This window comes from Desulfitobacterium sp. (assembly GCF_982384815.1).
Genome location: NZ_CEVWNY010000016.1, coordinates 1 through 16313, shown reverse-complemented (window position 1 = coordinate 16313; position 16313 = coordinate 1). Strand labels below are relative to the sequence as shown.

Annotated in this window: 18 protein-coding genes; 4 read left to right on the top strand and 14 right to left on the bottom strand. The window is 42.8% G+C overall.

Features of this window, described 5'->3' with window-relative positions:
- Window positions 1-362 precede the first annotated feature (362 nt).
- Window positions 363-581, bottom strand: coding sequence for a hypothetical protein (locus AC1U9U_RS04560; RefSeq protein WP_479959363.1), 219 nt, complete (start codon window positions 579-581; stop codon window positions 363-365).
- Window positions 582-793: 212 nt separating this feature from the next.
- Here AC1U9U_RS04560 and AC1U9U_RS04555 point away from each other — a divergent pair, with 212 nt between their 5' ends.
- Entirely contained in the window at window positions 794-3673 is a 2880-nt protein-coding gene (locus AC1U9U_RS04555; RefSeq protein WP_479959387.1) for an AfsR/SARP family transcriptional regulator, read from the top strand.
- A 23-nt stretch (window positions 3674-3696) separates the two neighbouring features.
- On the opposite strand, the gene AC1U9U_RS04550 is transcribed toward AC1U9U_RS04555, so the two are convergent.
- The 7 genes from AC1U9U_RS04550 to queG form a co-directional block, all read right to left on the bottom strand.
- Entirely contained in the window at window positions 3697-4188 is a 492-nt protein-coding gene (locus AC1U9U_RS04550; RefSeq protein ID WP_479959362.1) for a hypothetical protein, read from the bottom strand.
- Between the two features lie 107 nt (window positions 4189-4295).
- Window positions 4296-4526, bottom strand: a complete 231-nt coding sequence (locus tag AC1U9U_RS04545) for a DUF1858 domain-containing protein (RefSeq protein ID WP_479959361.1) — start codon at window positions 4524-4526, stop codon at window positions 4296-4298.
- A gap of 51 nt (window positions 4527-4577) precedes the next feature.
- Window positions 4578-5192, bottom strand: a complete 615-nt coding sequence (locus AC1U9U_RS04540; RefSeq protein WP_479959360.1) for a nitroreductase family protein — start codon at window positions 5190-5192, stop codon at window positions 4578-4580.
- Between the two features lie 89 nt (window positions 5193-5281).
- A complete protein-coding gene (locus AC1U9U_RS04535; protein ID WP_479959359.1) occupies window positions 5282-6007 on the bottom strand; it encodes a sulfite exporter TauE/SafE family protein in 726 nt (241 codons plus the stop codon).
- A gap of 14 nt (window positions 6008-6021) precedes the next feature.
- A complete protein-coding gene (locus AC1U9U_RS04530) occupies window positions 6022-6360 on the bottom strand; it encodes a DUF190 domain-containing protein (RefSeq protein WP_479959358.1) in 339 nt (112 codons plus the stop codon).
- Window positions 6361-6383: 23 nt separating this feature from the next.
- On the bottom strand, window positions 6384-6758 hold the full coding sequence (gene crcB, locus AC1U9U_RS04525; protein ID WP_479959357.1) for a fluoride efflux transporter CrcB: 375 nt from the start codon (window positions 6756-6758) through the stop codon (window positions 6384-6386).
- Between the two features lie 180 nt (window positions 6759-6938).
- Window positions 6939-7952 carry a tRNA epoxyqueuosine(34) reductase QueG gene (gene queG / locus AC1U9U_RS04520; protein WP_479959356.1) on the bottom strand — a complete coding sequence of 338 codons (1014 nt, stop codon included), beginning with the start codon at window positions 7950-7952 and terminating at the stop codon, window positions 6939-6941.
- A gap of 76 nt (window positions 7953-8028) precedes the next feature.
- On the opposite strand from queG, the gene AC1U9U_RS04515 reads away from it, so the two are divergent.
- Window positions 8029-8388 carry a cupin domain-containing protein gene (locus AC1U9U_RS04515; RefSeq protein WP_479959386.1) on the top strand — a complete coding sequence of 120 codons (360 nt, stop codon included), beginning with the start codon at window positions 8029-8031 and terminating at the stop codon, window positions 8386-8388.
- A 72-nt stretch (window positions 8389-8460) separates the two neighbouring features.
- Here AC1U9U_RS04515 and AC1U9U_RS04510 read toward each other — a convergent pair whose 3' ends face one another.
- From AC1U9U_RS04510 to AC1U9U_RS04495, 4 genes are all read right to left on the bottom strand, one after another.
- Entirely contained in the window at window positions 8461-9105 is a 645-nt protein-coding gene (locus AC1U9U_RS04510) for a flavin reductase (RefSeq protein ID WP_479959385.1), read from the bottom strand.
- A gap of 55 nt (window positions 9106-9160) precedes the next feature.
- Window positions 9161-10735, bottom strand: a complete 1575-nt coding sequence (locus AC1U9U_RS04505) for a tRNA nucleotidyltransferase/poly(A) polymerase-related protein (protein ID WP_479959355.1) — start codon at window positions 10733-10735, stop codon at window positions 9161-9163.
- Between the two features lie 130 nt (window positions 10736-10865).
- Complete coding sequence (locus tag AC1U9U_RS04500; RefSeq protein ID WP_479959354.1) at window positions 10866-11747, bottom strand: diacylglycerol/lipid kinase family protein; 882 nt, start codon at window positions 11745-11747, stop codon at window positions 10866-10868.
- A gap of 113 nt (window positions 11748-11860) precedes the next feature.
- A complete protein-coding gene (locus AC1U9U_RS04495) occupies window positions 11861-12973 on the bottom strand; it encodes an aminopeptidase (protein WP_479959353.1) in 1113 nt (370 codons plus the stop codon).
- A gap of 140 nt (window positions 12974-13113) precedes the next feature.
- On the opposite strand from AC1U9U_RS04495, the gene AC1U9U_RS04490 reads away from it, so the two are divergent.
- Window positions 13114-14019, top strand: a complete 906-nt coding sequence (locus AC1U9U_RS04490; RefSeq protein WP_479959352.1) for an RluA family pseudouridine synthase — start codon at window positions 13114-13116, stop codon at window positions 14017-14019.
- Window positions 14020-14144: 125 nt separating this feature from the next.
- Here AC1U9U_RS04490 and AC1U9U_RS04485 read toward each other — a convergent pair whose 3' ends face one another.
- Complete coding sequence (locus AC1U9U_RS04485) at window positions 14145-14693, bottom strand: peroxiredoxin (protein ID WP_479959351.1); 549 nt, start codon at window positions 14691-14693, stop codon at window positions 14145-14147.
- Between the two features lie 29 nt (window positions 14694-14722).
- On the bottom strand, window positions 14723-15175 hold the full coding sequence (mscL, locus tag AC1U9U_RS04480; RefSeq protein WP_479959350.1) for a large conductance mechanosensitive channel protein MscL: 453 nt from the start codon (window positions 15173-15175) through the stop codon (window positions 14723-14725).
- A 287-nt stretch (window positions 15176-15462) separates the two neighbouring features.
- Between mscL and AC1U9U_RS04475 the strand changes: the two genes are divergently transcribed.
- Window positions 15463-16313: class I SAM-dependent methyltransferase (locus AC1U9U_RS04475; RefSeq protein ID WP_479959384.1), on the top strand; the 851-nt coding region annotated here is incomplete at its 3' end.

Below are 16313 nucleotides of genomic sequence, written 5' to 3'. Positions count from 1 at the left end.
ATCCGTGATAAGTACACTCAATAATATTGGTTATGATCAGACTTGCTCCCTCTGGTAGAGATGTCCAAATGCTGCAGTGTGGGCAGATTGATTGATAAGTAGCGCCTACCAATGAAGAAGCTCTACTGTAACACATTGCTAACCTGGGAAAATGCTCTTCCCCGAGATTACAGTCTGAGCCCCTTCCGCTTCCTCCACTTACATCCGCTAGCTCATCATCGTTTATTGCCCTGCCTGTCAATTCTTCATCCGCCACCCTTGCTTCACCTCCGCCAAAGAAGCGATAAAGAATTTATCTAATGTGAAAAATTATAATAAGGGGTAAGTGACAAAAACCTTACCTTACAGATTATCCTGATGGATTAGTAATAGAAGATTGCATACGGATAATCAAAATATTTACCGTCTACGCAATCCGGTGTACCAAATCTGATACATGGTATCCTTCCTGGACACTCTGAAGTATTAGCATATTCACACTCCAGCCACACTTTTTCTCCAAATATTTTACCGCGAAACCCACCTGTGACTTTTTCCATATCCTCTAAAGACAATTTTTTCGGATCCTTTTCTGAACTCATTGTTATTCCCCCATTTCCTAAAAATTAATTAACCCTTACCCCTTAAAAAATATTTGGGACCGCCTATATAATCCAATTAAAGCACAGCAACAACTAACAAAACCGCTAACATCGAAGAAAATGTTCGAAAATTCCCTAATCTTTGAACAATTTAATTAAAGCAATGTTATAATTGTTGTAGAAATTTTGCGAGGTGAGCTGCATTGGCAAGCGTGACGAGGGCAAGGCTTAAAACTCCGCGAGCAACTGCGGGAGAAGTTATCCGCCATGATCTTCAGATGATCGTACATAACAGTTCTCAAAACTTTGTCTATATCCATGCCGGTGCCGGCTATGGCAAAACCACCCTGCTTTCCCAAATCGCCCGCTCAGTAAATAACACCATCTGGCTCACCCTTGACGGCGAAAATGATGTATTTACCTTCGTCAATAACTTATCGGAAGCAATCAAGCTAACCTTTCCAACCTATGACTTTAATCCTTCCGAATACCTGCCGTTTGAAAATAAAACAAATTTTACCACTCTGTTGGCCAATGCTTTTTTGTGTAGTATTGAGAATTTACCCGACATAGTGATTGTTTTGGATGACTTCCATACAATCAAAGACCTACAAATTCGCAGACTTGTTACCAGTATTATCAAGTATCTTTCCGATAACCTGAAAGTTTACATAAGTAGTCGCGAAGCACCGGGGGAAGAGTTAATCCCCCTCAAAGTACGAGGGGGATTTTTGGAACTCACCCAAAAAGAATTGGCATTCACACCTCATGAGGTAACGGATATTTTCGGATTTCAAGATAAATATATTTATCAGCTTACCGAAGGCTGGCCCTTAGCTATCGGTTCTTTTAGAGTTCTTATGGATAACGGTACCACACTGCAGGATATCCCTGTAGTTGGTAAGGAAGCTTTATACTCATATCTATTTTACGAATGTCTTAGCCGCCTTCCAGAGGAAATGGTGGATTTTCTGCATAAATCTGCTTGCTTCGATGAATTGGACGAGCAAATGCTTGATATGGTTTTAGCTAAAAATGACAGTAGATCAACTCTCGAAAACCTAGTAGCCCGCAATATTTTTACATCCCATTCCGGCAAGGGATTATTTCGCTATCACCCCCTCTTCAAAGAATTTTTGTTAAGGCAAGTAAAGGTCTCGCAAAAGAATTTTCTGCTGGAAAGAGCTCTTAATTATTATTATGAGAAAGTTGATTATGCCCAAGCTGCCCACTATGCCCTTTTAAGCAGCAATTTAGAAACGCTTCAGAAAATAATTTTATCCTGTTACAAGAGCTATCTTAAAGAAGGTCATTTCAATGAACTCCGCCTCTGGTTTCAAGCCTTGGAAAAGAACGATTCACCTTTGAGCTGTGAATTATTGGTGGCCAAGGGAGCCTTGTTGTCCAGTATCGGCAACTTTACCGCCGCTAAGACTTGCCTAGACACAGCAATCCCCTTATTGGTCAACCGAGATCAGGAACTTTACATAGAAGCAATGGTTCATAAAGCCCGAGTATTGCGCAACTTCATTTCCTTTGAAGAATCTAACCTCTTGCTGGATGAATTGATCAGTCAGCTTGGGAATTATCCTGCAGAATCTGCTTATGCCATTGTCATAGAAAAATTGCACAACTTGTGCTTAAACTCCCAAGCAAATGAAGCCTACACTCTTGCCGATCAAATGATTCAGGCTTGCGCTCGGAAAGGTGAGCTAAAAGTAAAGACTTGGTTTGAACGCTATCTTAGTACGATCCATTTTTTTGCCGGTCGTATGAAAGATTCCGTATATTATTATGAACAATCACTAGAACTGCCGGAAAGCGAGCGTCAATACTTAAGCCTGCACAGTATCGGTATCTTTGCTGCCAAAGCATATCAAATGCTGGGTGAGCGGGATAAGGCCGTGGACTTAATCACCAGCGAATTACAAAAACTAAGAAGTACCGGGCGGTATGAAGAATTATGGCTGGGTTACCTTTTTGCCGCCGAAATATACTATCAGAATGCCTTTATTGATCGGATGAATGGGCAGAACCCTACTTTTGAAACAACTATGCGTTATTTTGCCCTGGCTGATGAATATGCTCCCCTCTACCGGCAAACGGATTTTCAGCTACGCTGGGCAAAAATGCAGCGGCTAATTTACACTTTAATCCTTTCCAATGATCCTCAGGCAAACCTAAAAGTTATTGAGGAAATATATGCCAATCTTGATCAGGTTGGCCCATATTTTCAGACTATCGCCTTAGCTCGGCTCTACAGTTATTTTACGGCGGTCTCCGACTTTCCAAATGCCGTCCAATGCGCCAAAAGATGCATAAATATCGGAGAAAAGTCTAATTTAATGCTCCTGCCTACTATGGCTTACGGCATTCTCTCCCGAGCCGCCTTAGCCATGAATGATAAGGAACAGGCAATATACTTAGTCCAACGTTTTCTGCGACTTTGCTCTGAAAACGGAATTTATGAATATTTTCGACTCCGCAAGGCCTATGATCCTATTCTGGAATTCGCCTTTAAAAACGGTATTGAAATTGACTTTACCAATCAGATGATGAAATTTGCCGGTTACCAGACTTATAAAGCCTATATTGAAACTTTCGGTGGCTTGACAGTGTACCCTTATGACAATCGTACCCAGTCTGTAAAGCTCAGAACGAAAAAAGAGCGGGAACTACTGGCTTTTCTCCTTGATCAAGGCAGTGGCGGGGCGACCAAGGAACAAATCTACCAGGCCATCTGGTCGGAATCCGAGTCAGACGATATTAAAAAGCTAATTGGCGTTAATCTCTCCCAAATAAAAAAAGACCTTAACGGTCTTGGTATTGAAAACCCAATCAAAAATCAGGGAAAACATTATTTCATTTGCCGAGATGAAATACTTCTCGATGTGGAATTACTGAATGAAGCCCTAAAAGAATTCCAGCTTCATGAAGGAATTGAAGCCGCCCAGAAAATCCTTGCTTTGTATAAAGGGGAGTATCTGGCTGATTTTGAGGCCCTTTGGGCTATCCGGCAAAGATTATTCTATAGCCAAGTCTATGAGGCGGCATGTGAAGCCTGCAAAAAAGCTAAGGACTGCCAACCTTAAAAAAAGGGTATCTAGACCAAATACTAGTCACCATATTTTTCTTTCCACTTTTTCTGCCACTGTAGATAACTTAGTCCGGTCACTTCCTCTACTGTTTTCCCTTCGAGTGAATATAATGCTCCTGCTAAAGGAGCGTTGGGGAAGGAGTAACCACCGATAACCTTACCCTCTGTCAACATAATATATATTCTCGTACCGTTGCTTTCTGTATAGACTTTTTCTAACGGGTGATTTTTTACAGTGAATCCGTATATAGAAATCTCTTTGCCAAAATAAATATCCGGTTCCGATGTTTGTACACCCCATGCTTGTTGATATGGTATAGTTGCCGTTGCTCCATAGAGTTTGCTCTTTTCTAAAGTGTATTTACCTACTTCGCCTTCTTGAGAAATAATCTGGTAGCCTAGCGATTTTACATAATCCTTTGCTGTCTTTTCATCGCCAGTTTCTCCCTGGCTGCAACCAACAGTGATCAAAAGTATTAGTCCGGCAAGAGCAAACAATATTTTTTTCAATTTATCCCGCCCCTCTCTAATTCAATTTTTCTATAGAGGGGGAGCTACCTCCTGCAACATACCTAAAATTCGAGCGCAACGGATACTATTCCGTGCGCTCAGTTTGTTTAATACGAAACTTTAAAACCCTGCCCCTCCAACACTTTAACGGCATCTTCCAGGGCTACATCGTGGTGCTTAAAACCCTCGATAACCCGTATATTTTTCCCACCTGTTCGGCGCATTTCTGGATGAATAACACCTTCAAGCCCAATTTTGTAAAAGATATCGATAAGCTCTGGATATTCCTCCGTCAGATCAAAAAGGGTCCGGTTTAGGTCAATAACTTTATCACTCATTAGCATCACCCCCGCCTTTTTGCTTAGTATCCGCAAAAAGCTTGGACGATATCAAACTTCTTTAATAATAATCTCGTCTAGACTCATCCGTGGCCGAGGAGCAGGATCTTGATCGGGGTATCCAACTGGTATAAGAGCCATTACGGTATAGCGGTCCTCTAGACTAAGTATTTCCTTGATTTTTTTCTTATCAAACATCATTACCCAACAGGTTCCCAGTCCTAAGTCTGTTGCTTTAAGTGTTGCATGATCGATGGCTATGGCAAGATTAAGACTTAAATAGGCTTTGGCAGCAGCCTCATCCATCTGCGCACTTCTATAATTTTCAGTGCCAAGATTTTCGAGAGGTGTACCAGCGAAGGCACCTACTTCTTTTAGTTCCGTTACTTTTTTACCTGCGTTAGTAACAGCCTCTTTATCGATACAACAGGCCAGCACAACTGGAGCTTGGTATACAAAGGGTAATATTGTAGCTTTACTTAAAGCTTCTCTCGTTTCTTCACTTTTAATAATTACAAATCTCCAAGGCTGAATATTGGTTCCAGAAGGGGCTAACCTAGCAGCTTCTAAAATCTCAGTAATTAGTTCTGAAGGAACCGGATCTGGCTTAAACTTCCTAATACTTCTTCTTTTCTTAATTGCTTCAGTTAATTCCAAATTGATCACCTCATAATTTTTGCTATACTAAATAACCTTATTAATCTCTTTCGACAACTTATTATAACCTAACCCATAGGTATCTCATAAAATAAAACTTAGCCAAAAATCAACATCTGAAGTCCAATAAATAATAAAAGAACTCCGACAAATTTGGTGAATTTTTCTCGTGACATTTTCTCTATCATTTTTTTCCCTGCCCATGTACCTGCAATCATTGCGATACCCATAAATAACCCAATACCTAAAGCGTATAAATTTATGCCGAGCAATTTTTGATAAACGATAGTTTTTGATATGTGCATAGCAATTGCAGTTATAGCTTCACTTGCTACATAGGAGATAGGCGTAAGGTTCAGCGAAAGAAACAAGGCTGCACCAATCGGACCTGCACTACCAACAAGACCCGAAATATACCCTACAAACATTCCACCAATAAACATAGTTTTATTACTAGGTGTAAATTTAAGGATTTTGAAATACTTCAATATCACAAAGATAATAATCGCAAGACCAATTCCTCTGGTCACAATTTCTTTTGGAACTTCTACAAAAGTAAATGCACCCCAAACACTCATTGGGACTGCACCTAATGTAAACATTAACACGGGTTTCCATTTAATCTGTTTGAACCCAAAAAATGCACGGGAGAGATTACCTATTGCTTGTGCTATCGTAAGAACCGGGACAGCCATTGTTGTACCGATTGTCATAGTGAGTAAAGGAAGTAAAAGTAATGCCCCTCCAAAACCCGCAGCACCTGATATTGCAGCAGCTAAAAAGCTACCAATAAAAAGGAGAATATAAGTATATGGTATATTCATCTATTCACTTCCAATTAAGGTGCTAATTTTTCCGTTCCATATTTATGTACTACGATGTCAGTGGTAAACACTAAACCTCTAGTTACAATATTACAAACTTCTGGTAAGATTGCATCTATCTTTTCTGGGGTATCAATGACATCCACTACAATAGGTAAATCGGCTGACAAATCTAATAGTCGAACACTATGAAGGACTTTATCCTGACCATATCCTTCAATCCCGCGGGTTACTGTCACTCCTGCCATTCCTTTTTGCTTTAACCAATGAAGCAAATATTGATATAGATTTTTTTTAGCGTATCTTTGGTTTTCTCCAACATAAATCTTAAGGAGTCTAGCTTTACCAATCATTCAAAAACCTCCCTTGTAAGTTATTAAATTATGCGCGCTAAGCCCACCCCTAAGGCAGCAAAAAGTAACCCTAATAATAAACTTGAAAAAACATAAAGACCAGCGGTCATGTAACTTCCATCCTCTAATAGCGTTATAACTTCATAACTAAAGGTTGAAAAAGTTGTGTAAGCACCTAAAAATCCCACCCCAATTCCAAGCCTCCACATGGGGTCAATTTTAAAACGTTCAATAAATAGGATATTAAGGAACCCCAAAAGAAATGCTCCTGTGACATTGATGATGAAAGTGTGTAATGGAAATCCTTGATTCCATTTACTTGCTATCCAAGCACCTAACTCATAACGTACAAGCGCTCCTAATGCCCCTCCAATCATAACGCTAATCATATTGTACATTTATCCAACTCCTCTTGAGTAATAAAAAACTCCTACCAACAGAAAATTTGTTAGTAGGAGTCATTAGCATAAAGCATTAGCGGAACTCCATCCGCGAGTTGATTTAACTCGAAATTATTATATCAAATGCACTGGCTTTAGGCAAATACTTCCTCTGAAGTTAAAATCGTCTTATACCAATTATGAATTACCCTCATCATTTAAGTAAGGCTGAATTAGGGTTGGAACCACGTCTTGTTTCCGCTCTTCCATCCACTTCTTCAAACGAGGATCTTGCAGATTCCTTAGGGCCAGGTAAGCATTGCGCTGCAGAATACCTTTGCCCCTCCACCCAGCAGCACTGCTTTTCCATTGCTGGTTAAACAGGCCTTTAGTTAGGTGAAGAGTATCCCACAAGTCAACTCCCCTACTATTGTCTTGCCCTCCCCACTCCTCTTCCTTGCTCAGCCAGGCTCGGTTATGGGGACAGACCTCCTGGCAGGTATCGCAACCAAAGATGCGGTTGCCCAAGGAAGTCTGTTGCGACTCAGCTAGCGGCTCTTTGCACTGAGTTAGATAGGACAGGCAGTGATTGGCCTGAAAATGTTTCTTCCCCAAAATCTGTGCAGGGCAGGCTTGGACACAGCGGATACACGCACCGCATTGGTTTTCAATGGGGGCATCGGGAGGAAGAGCCTGATCCAAAAATAATAATGCCAAGGCTACAAAAGAACCCACTCCGGGAATGATCAACTGTTGATTTTTCCCTATCCAACCTAAACCAGCTCGGGTAGCAAAGGCCCGCTCATTAAGAGGACCAGTATCCACCTGAGTAAGAGGTTTTTCTCCCGGCCAACCTGCTTCCACTATAGAAGTAATCAATTTAGCCAGGGCTATTTTTACTCTGGAATGATAATCTTCTCCCACTGCGGAACGAGCTAGAATGCCTTCCCCCTCTTGAGGTTTCTTGGAAAAAGGGAGTGGAAAAGCCAAGGCAACCACAGTTTCACAGGCTGGCCAAAAAGCTTTAGGATCAACCCTTTTGAGGATGTCTTTCTCTTCAAAAGAGGAGTGCCAATTCATGGTATGGCGTTCTTCCAAGAACTCCTTAAGCCCCTCAATCGGTTCAGCATTAGTAAAGCCCACGGCGACAAAACCTGCCTGCAAGGCCAAATCCCTTATTGTAGCTTTCCAATTTAAAGCTGCTTGTTCCACAGCCGTCGCTCCCTTTCTCTCAGCTTTTGTGAAATTATAACACTCACTTTGCTATAATAAAAGTAAACCCAGATACATAAGCAGGGAGGGATCCAAGATTAAAATCAGCAAATACAATGCAGAACATTACACCTGGGGAGATCTTTGTGATGGATGGCATTTAGTAAAAACTGCCGAATTAAGCATTATTCATGAGAAGATGCCCCCAAAGACTTCAGAAGTAAGACATTTTCATGAAAAAGCAAATCAATTCTTCTTCGTTTTAGCAGGGGAAGCATCCATTGAAATTGACGGTGAAATAACTCTGTTAAATGAACATGAGGGAGTAGAAGTATTGGCATATACTCCGCATCAAATGATGAACAACTCCAGTGAACCCGTCGAGTTTATTGTTGTATCTAAGCCTAACAGTAAGGGCGATAGAGTATTAGTATAAACGGATAAAAGCCATCTCTGTGTGTATTTTTACTGGAGATGGCTTCTTAATTCTTCAACTGTATTTTTATTTCTACTTAGTTGCCCGAAAATAAGCATAGGTCATGGGCTCAGCCTTTTGCTGCACCTTAGCATTCTTAACTTCTCCCAGGAAAATGGTGTGGGTCCCAGCATCTAGTTGACCAACCACCTCTGCCTCCATGGTGGCTACGGCATCATCTAACAGTAGAATACCCAACTCCCCACGATGAACGTCTGGAATGTCTTCGAATTTATTACCGGATCGTCCCGAGCGATAGCCGAATCTTCTTGCATAATCATGACCTTGTTTATTCAAGACAGACACCCCAAAAATGCCGCTTTGGGCGATCAATTCATGAGTATAGTTATTCTTATTAATGCCGATCGCGATACGCGGTGGTTCGGCAGTAATCTGAAAACAGGTATTGGCACATTGTCCGTTGTCCACTCCATCGGCATGGGTACTAATAATATATAGTCCGTAAGAAATAGAATAAAGTGCTTGCGTAATAGCTTCGTCTCGATCCATGTCTATGATGCTTTCAGTCGATGATTCATCTTGTAAAACCGAAGACTCTTCCAACGCCTCTAGCTTTTCGAATTGATCAGAGCCTACTCCACAAATAGGACAGACTTCCGGAGGATTTTCTCCTTCATGAATATAGCCACAGACCATACATCTCCATTTTGCGCTAATAACTCTCACCTCTTTCCCATAGTTAAGATAAGCATAGAGCATTGCCATTAAATGGTCAATATCTTTTAATTCTTCCTCTAAAGTGTCTGTACTCCTTGTCCAAAAAATCGACGCTAAGAGGAATCTCCTCCTCGCTGACAACAAGCTTTGTCCTTAAAAAATCCTTAAAGTCCCCCCAATCCCTTCCACTAATGTCATGTGTTTTGGCAAATCCCTCCAGCTCATCCCAACACAATTCTTCATTTCGCTTCTGGATTTTTATACTTACCTTGCGGATCTCTTTTAAGAGCAAATCGAATATCTCCTCCTCCCGAGGCTCTCGTCTTTTACCGCCATAAAAATCAGCCCGCCAAAGTTCTAAGAGCTGGTGAACCCTTTCTGGACGATAGGTTCTGCCATCCCAACCCTTTTCCCAAGCAAACCGCCTCATTTTTTGTTCCGGCATGGCATTCCTATCCCCGCGCAGTTCAGATATAAAAGCTAAGGTACCGCTCATATGATTTTCTACGAGCCAAAGAATTTCTTTTTCTCCGCCTTTCCCTTCCTGACCTAAAGCCATGGAAAAGCGAAATCGGGAAAAAATTTGCCGAGCTAGACGAGCACTCTCTTTCTCATGACCAAGAAAATGGCGTTTCCCATCCCGCACCCATTCAAAGCCCCTTCGACAAGTGGGGTTTTTGCGGATCCGCTTCACCTGAATGATCTGAGGGTAATGGTCTAAGCGCGCACCAAGAATCTCGACAAATTCCCCATTATAGCGATGCAGCTGCCGCCCATGAATTTGAAACTCACCAATATAATATGCCCCATCTTCGGCACAGCATTTTCCCCAGACATAGCACTCCCGACCGGCCACTTCCCATTTACCCAAGTCATGAAAGAGTCCTGCCAGACGCAACATAAGTTGGAGGGGAGTGTTAGCAACCACTTGTAAGGTATGTTCCCAAGCATCTTTAGTATGGTAGCGATTCTGTTGAAGTCCCTGCAAACGAGCCAACTCCGGCAAAAACATCCTTATATAACCCAATTCATCCAGTAAGCGAATCCCCGCCACAGGATCCTCTAAAGTTAAGATCCTGCTTAATTCCTCGGAAGTCCGCTCGCTGGCTACTTCCTTTAACTCTGCTAAGAGAACCTGAGCTGCCTTAAAAGTATCTTGTTCTATTTCCATCCCGTATTTTACGCTGAAACGGACCATACGCAGAATCCGAACCGGGTCTTCTCTAAATCGATCTTGGGGATTGCCACAAGCCCTAAGAATTTTCCTTTCTAAATCTCCTTTGCCGCCGAGGGGGTCGACAATTTCTCCCGTTTGCGCATTTTGAAAAATAGCATTTATGGTAAAATCTCTTCTGAGGGCGTCGGCTTCAAGATCGCCATTAAAGGGGTTGAAATCAATCCGCTCTCCCTCTTTGAATACACTAAGGGTTTGGTGTTTTGCCCCAATTTTAAAGGGGTGGTATCCCCAATCCAGTAAATGCTTTTCCAGTTCGGCCAAAGGTATAGGAATAACCCCATCTATATCTTTGTTGGGGATATTCAGCAGCCGATCTCGCACTACCCCTCCTACCAGATAAAAAGGGGAAATCCCGGATACTTTTTCAATTAACTCTTTTGGGAATGAGTTCATATCTATCTCCCCTTTCTATTAAAGAAAACCCGGCATCGCCGAGCTTTAGCGAAGGCGAGGCCGCTGGTTGCCCTTATGCGCCCGCAGACTTATACTTTCTGATAAGCCAAAAAAGGGACCTAGCGGTCCCTCAGCAAAGCACGGTGAGTTTAGGGCCCATATTAATCTCCCATGGGCTGTCCGGTCCCCACTCCCCATCCAAATCGGAGAAAACCGGCCGCTCGGTTATAACTTTTAGTTTCGAAGCCTGGAATTGAACGATTTGCTCACTGCTTACTTTACCTCCCCCAACTAAGTGAAGGAGCATGCGCATGGTATCCGGCCAGCCGCTATGACGTACAATGATGAAGTCCAATTTACCATCGATAAGGGAAGCCTTAGGAACCAATTGTCTAAAACCGCCCACGGATACTCCATTGACAGCCAGCATTAACATAGCATCCTCACAATGGCTGGTTCCGTTTAATTCATACTCGATCCTAAAAGGCCGATAAGTCGGCAGTGTCTCAATCCCTTTCAAATAGTAAGCGAGCTGACCTAAGCGATTTTTAACATGGATATCCACCTTGGGAGAGACATCGGTAAGGAGCCCCGCACTAAATACATTCACAAAAAACCGGTCATTGACCTGACCTGTATCCATCTCAAAGGTAGAACCCTGGACGATTACTTCACAGGCTTCGGAAATTTTTGATGGTAGGCGCAGGCCGCAGGCTAAATCGTTGGCCGTACCCACCGGCAAAATACCTAAGAGGGGCCGCTGGTCGGGAGGAATTTTCATTAACCCATTGACTGCCTGATGAATGCTCCCGTCTCCACCGGCAATAACCAAACAATCTACATCCTTGCTCTCTGATGAGGTATACTCAATATCGACAGGAGATTTCGTCCGATGAATGGAGACCTCATATCCCCCTTCCTGAAAAATGCGAATCGCAGTATCCAACTCCTGGATTAATTTCCGGCGTCCCGCATAAGGATTGTAGATTAAACGAAGTTTTTTCCCGTTCATTTAACATATCCCCTTTGGAAACCATTAACCTTACTAGCTTTTACTTTAATAATACCCTAATTCCATGGGAATGTAATTATCAAGTATTTTCATTCTCTTAGTATAACCAAATATTACTTAAGATTTTCCGGATTCAGGCACTCCAATTCCGGAATCACGAAACGTCCATCCTTGCGAATCAGGACATCATCAAAGTACATTTCCCCACCGCCGTACTCCGGACGCTGAATGCAGACTAAATCCCAATGAATAGCGGATTTATTGCCATTATTGCAGTCATCATAGCAATTACCGGGAGTAAAGTGGAAGCTGCCATCGATTTTCTCATCAAAAAGGGTATCCTTCATGGGATGGAGGATATAGGGATTGACCCCGATGGCAAACTCACCAATATAACGGGCTCCTTCATCCGTATTGAAAACTTCTTCGATCCGCTCAGTGTCATTAGCGGTAGCCTTGATTATTTTGCCGTCTTTAAATTCCAACACAATGTTCTCATAGGTAAAACCTTGATATAAGGCGGCTGTATTATAAGTAATTCGGCCATTGACCGATTCCTGCAGGGGTGCGGTATAGACTTCCCCATCGGGGATATTCAAGTGGCCATCACATTTGATTGCACTCATCCCTTTGATCGAGAAGGTCAAATCCGTTCCGGGACCCGTAATCCGTACTTTGTCGGTACGCTCCATCAAATTAACCAAAGCATCCATGGCCTTAGACATCTTAGCATAATCCAGATTGCAAACATCAAAATAAAAGTCTTCAAAGGCTTCGATGCTCTGATTGGCTAACTGAGACAAGGAGGCATTGGGATAACGCATAACTACCCATTTAGTATGGGAAACTCGTTGATCGGTAACGGTTCTAAGATATTCTTTTTGGTAAATACTCATCTTGTCTCCGGGGACATCGGAAAGTTCATAAGCATTTTCTCCGGCCCGAATCCCCACATAGGCATCCATCTCTTTCATCCGAGCCAAATCCCAACGAGCCATAGTCTGAGCTTGTTCTACCGTCATTCCTTTCAAAAGTTCCCGCAATAAGGTATGATTATTGACAGATAAAAAGGGAACTCCCCCTGCTTCATAAGCATACCGTACCAAAGCTTGAGCTAAGGGAATCTCTAAACCATTGACTTCAATAAGAATTTTCTCTCCCGGCTTTATTTCCAGTGCATAGTTAATAATTGATTTAGCTAATTTTTCAATCCGTGGGTCTTTCAAGGTTTTTCCCTTCTTTCTCTTGAAGTTTTTATGTGAAGATCCTTCGCATAGCTCAGGATGACAAAATACTTGTGTGTCATCCTTGAAGGAGGGACGACTGAAGGATCTTGGCCCGTAAAAAACTTTTATAAGGAGACTCTATGAATAACGACCTCGATCTATGGACTTATACCCTACAGCCTCAAGATGAGAGCTTAAAATACCAAGAAATCCTCTCCCGCAGGTTTCACTTCTCGCGAAAACTCATCCAGCAGCTAAAGCTGTCTGAACGAGTCTGGGTAGATGGGATATTCACCTTTTTGACCGCCCGGGGCAAGGCAGGTGAGACTTTGCAGATCCAATTACAAACGACCGAGACCAACAGTATTCCCGGAGAAAACCTCCCTCTGGAGATTCTCTATGAGGATGATTACTTCCTGGCTATTAACAAGCCGGCCGGACAGGTGGTCCATCCCACTCCCCGTTATCCCACCGGGACCATCGGCAATGCCGTGGTCGGTTATTGGCTGTCTAAAGGGGAAGCCCGGCCCTTTCGCCCTATTCACCGCATCGACCGCAATACTTCCGGAGTGGTGGTGGTCGGTAAAAACCAATTCGCTCATCAACAAATGGCCTGGCAACACGGCCATAACCGTATCCATAAACGCTACCTGGGGATCGTGGAGGGACAAGTAAAAGATAATCAAGGCATTATCAACGCTCCCATTACCCTTGCTCCCGGCAGCTTCATGCAAAGGATAGTCTCTCAAGAGGGTTCCCCTGCCGTCACGCATTATCGAGTACTTAAACGCTATGAGAAGGCAACTTTACTGGAATTCATCCTAGAGACAGGCCGTACTCACCAAATTCGTGTCCACAGCCAATATCTGGGGCATCCTCTCTTAGGAGATGATCTTTATAGTGGAGATACATCCTCCATCGATCGCCAGGCCCTCCACTCTTTCATCTATGAATTCAACCATCCGCTTACAGGAAAAAAGGTGACCATCCGGGCACCTTTGCCCAAGGATCTGCGACAGCTCATTAAGAAAATACATTCTTCATAAGATAAAATTACATTTTCACGATAAGATCCTTCGCACAGGCTCAGGATGACAGGGCGTTCAGCCTTTGTCATACTGAGCGGCCAGCAAGGTATCCGGACTAAGCAGGATTCGTACATCAGTTCTTATCAAATACTCTTAAGATCCTCTAAGACCTTCTCCACATGACCCTTTACCTTAACCTTAGGATAGATTTTCTTGACAATTCCCTCTTCATCGATGATAACCGTGGTGCGCTCAACGCCCACGGTTTTTTTGGCTAAACGGGAAGTATTGTCTGTGGGCGCACAAGTGCAACCAGCGACTTCGCCCTCGTTAAAGCTCGGCGAAGTCGGGTTTTCTATGCCGTACCTATTCTTTTCTTTCCACACCCCATAGGCCTGGATGACCTTTAACTCTGGGTCACTGACTAAGACAAAGGGTAACTGATATTTTTCAATGAACTTATGGTGGCTTCCCATGGGGTCTTTGCTAACTCCGATAATGACCGTACCAGCTTGTTCAAATTCGGCATAATGATCACGGAAATCGCAAGCCTCCGTAGTACAGCCGGAAGTATTATCTTTGGGGTAAAAATATAGGACAACCTTTTTACCACGCAGATCCGATAACTTGATTTCTTGTCCGCGGCTTCCTAAGGCTTGGAAATCCGGTGCCGGCTCATTCACTTGAAGCATAAAATCCCTCCTATTAGACCTATAAATACTTATTCACCCTCAAATACTGAGGTACAATGCGGACAACGAGTAGCGTCCTTATGTATTTCAACGTAACAATATCTACAAAGCTTCGTGGTCTTATCCTCCACGATCTCTTCCTTTACCTCCTTCCGCTTGGTAAAGCGATTAATTTGCTTAATCACAATGAATATCGAGAAAGCAACAATCAGAAAATCAAGGACATTGTTAATGAATAAACCATAGTTCAAAGTTGGTACTTTGGCCTCTTGAGCTTGAGCTATAGTGGCAAATTCCCCTTCGCCCAGAGTAATGAACAGATTAGAGAAATCCACCTGACCCATCAGAAGCCCCACCAAGGGCATAATAATGTCATTAACTAGCGAAGTTACAATCTTGCCAAAGGCACCGCCAATGATGACACCGATAGCAAGGTCAATGACATTTCCCTTCATTGCGAACTCTTTAAATTCCTTCCACATTTCTATTTTCTCCTTTTCCGAATTAGAGTGAAGGTCTTTTTTCATGATATACATGGGTTGAAATCAAACATCATACCTCCTACAAGCTTCCCAAGTCACCTTCTTGGAATATACTACCATAAAAGTGGTATATTCTCCCACATTTAACAATGACTATTCCCTTCTAAGGGGAGAAAGGAAGGGTTCACATGAGGTTGACTGGGTTTTTCGGAAGAAACAACTTTACCCAAGTGAACAGGCCGGCGGCAGCTAATAACACATTAGAAAAATCCAAATCTGTGGAGGAAATGAATTATTTTGAGTTGCTGGCTTGGTTGGGCATTGGCAGCTCCCATCCCGGCGGTTTTCCGGCTACCTTAAAAAACCTGGAACTCTTAAATATAACTTCCCAGGACTTGATCCTCGATGCGGGCTGTGGCAGCGGCCTAACCGCCTGTCATTTGGCCAAAAGCCGTGGCTGCAAAATCATCGGTGTAGATATCAATTCCCAAATGGTTGAAAAAGCACGTCTCCGTGCCGAGCACGAAGGGGTGGCTAATCTGGTGCAATTTAGGGTAGCTGATGTTAATAATCTACCCTTTCCCAAAAATCACTTTGATTGGATTATGTGCGAATCCATCACTGTCTTTTTAGATAAAGGAAAAACCTACAAGGAATTCTTTCGGGTATTGAAGCCCGAAGGTCAGGTTGCCGATCTGGAAATGGCCCTCCTCCATGAACTGCCGCCGCAACTTCATTCCCAGATGGAACTATATTACGGAAAAGGCACCGCTCCCCTCCCCTATGAGGACTGGTGCAAAACATTGTCCGAAGCCGGTTTCAAAGATGTAGAGATCAAAAACCCACAGTCCCTACAAAATACCAACAGCAATCTTATTTTAAATGAACTGAAAAAGGATTGGTTGCTGGTTAAAGATCTTATCCAAAAAGTCTCTAACACCCCGGGCATATATACACGCCTCCAACAGAATGCCAATTTTATGAAGCGGTATAAAGGGTATTTTGGTTACGGACTAATCTACGGGCGCAAACCAACTCCGCCTCCCGCTGAAAAAAGGCCCCTTAGAGGAATCCTTAAATCTATGAATAGTTCTCTCAAAGTGAAGCTTCTACCCCATATACCTTTTACGAAAAGTCG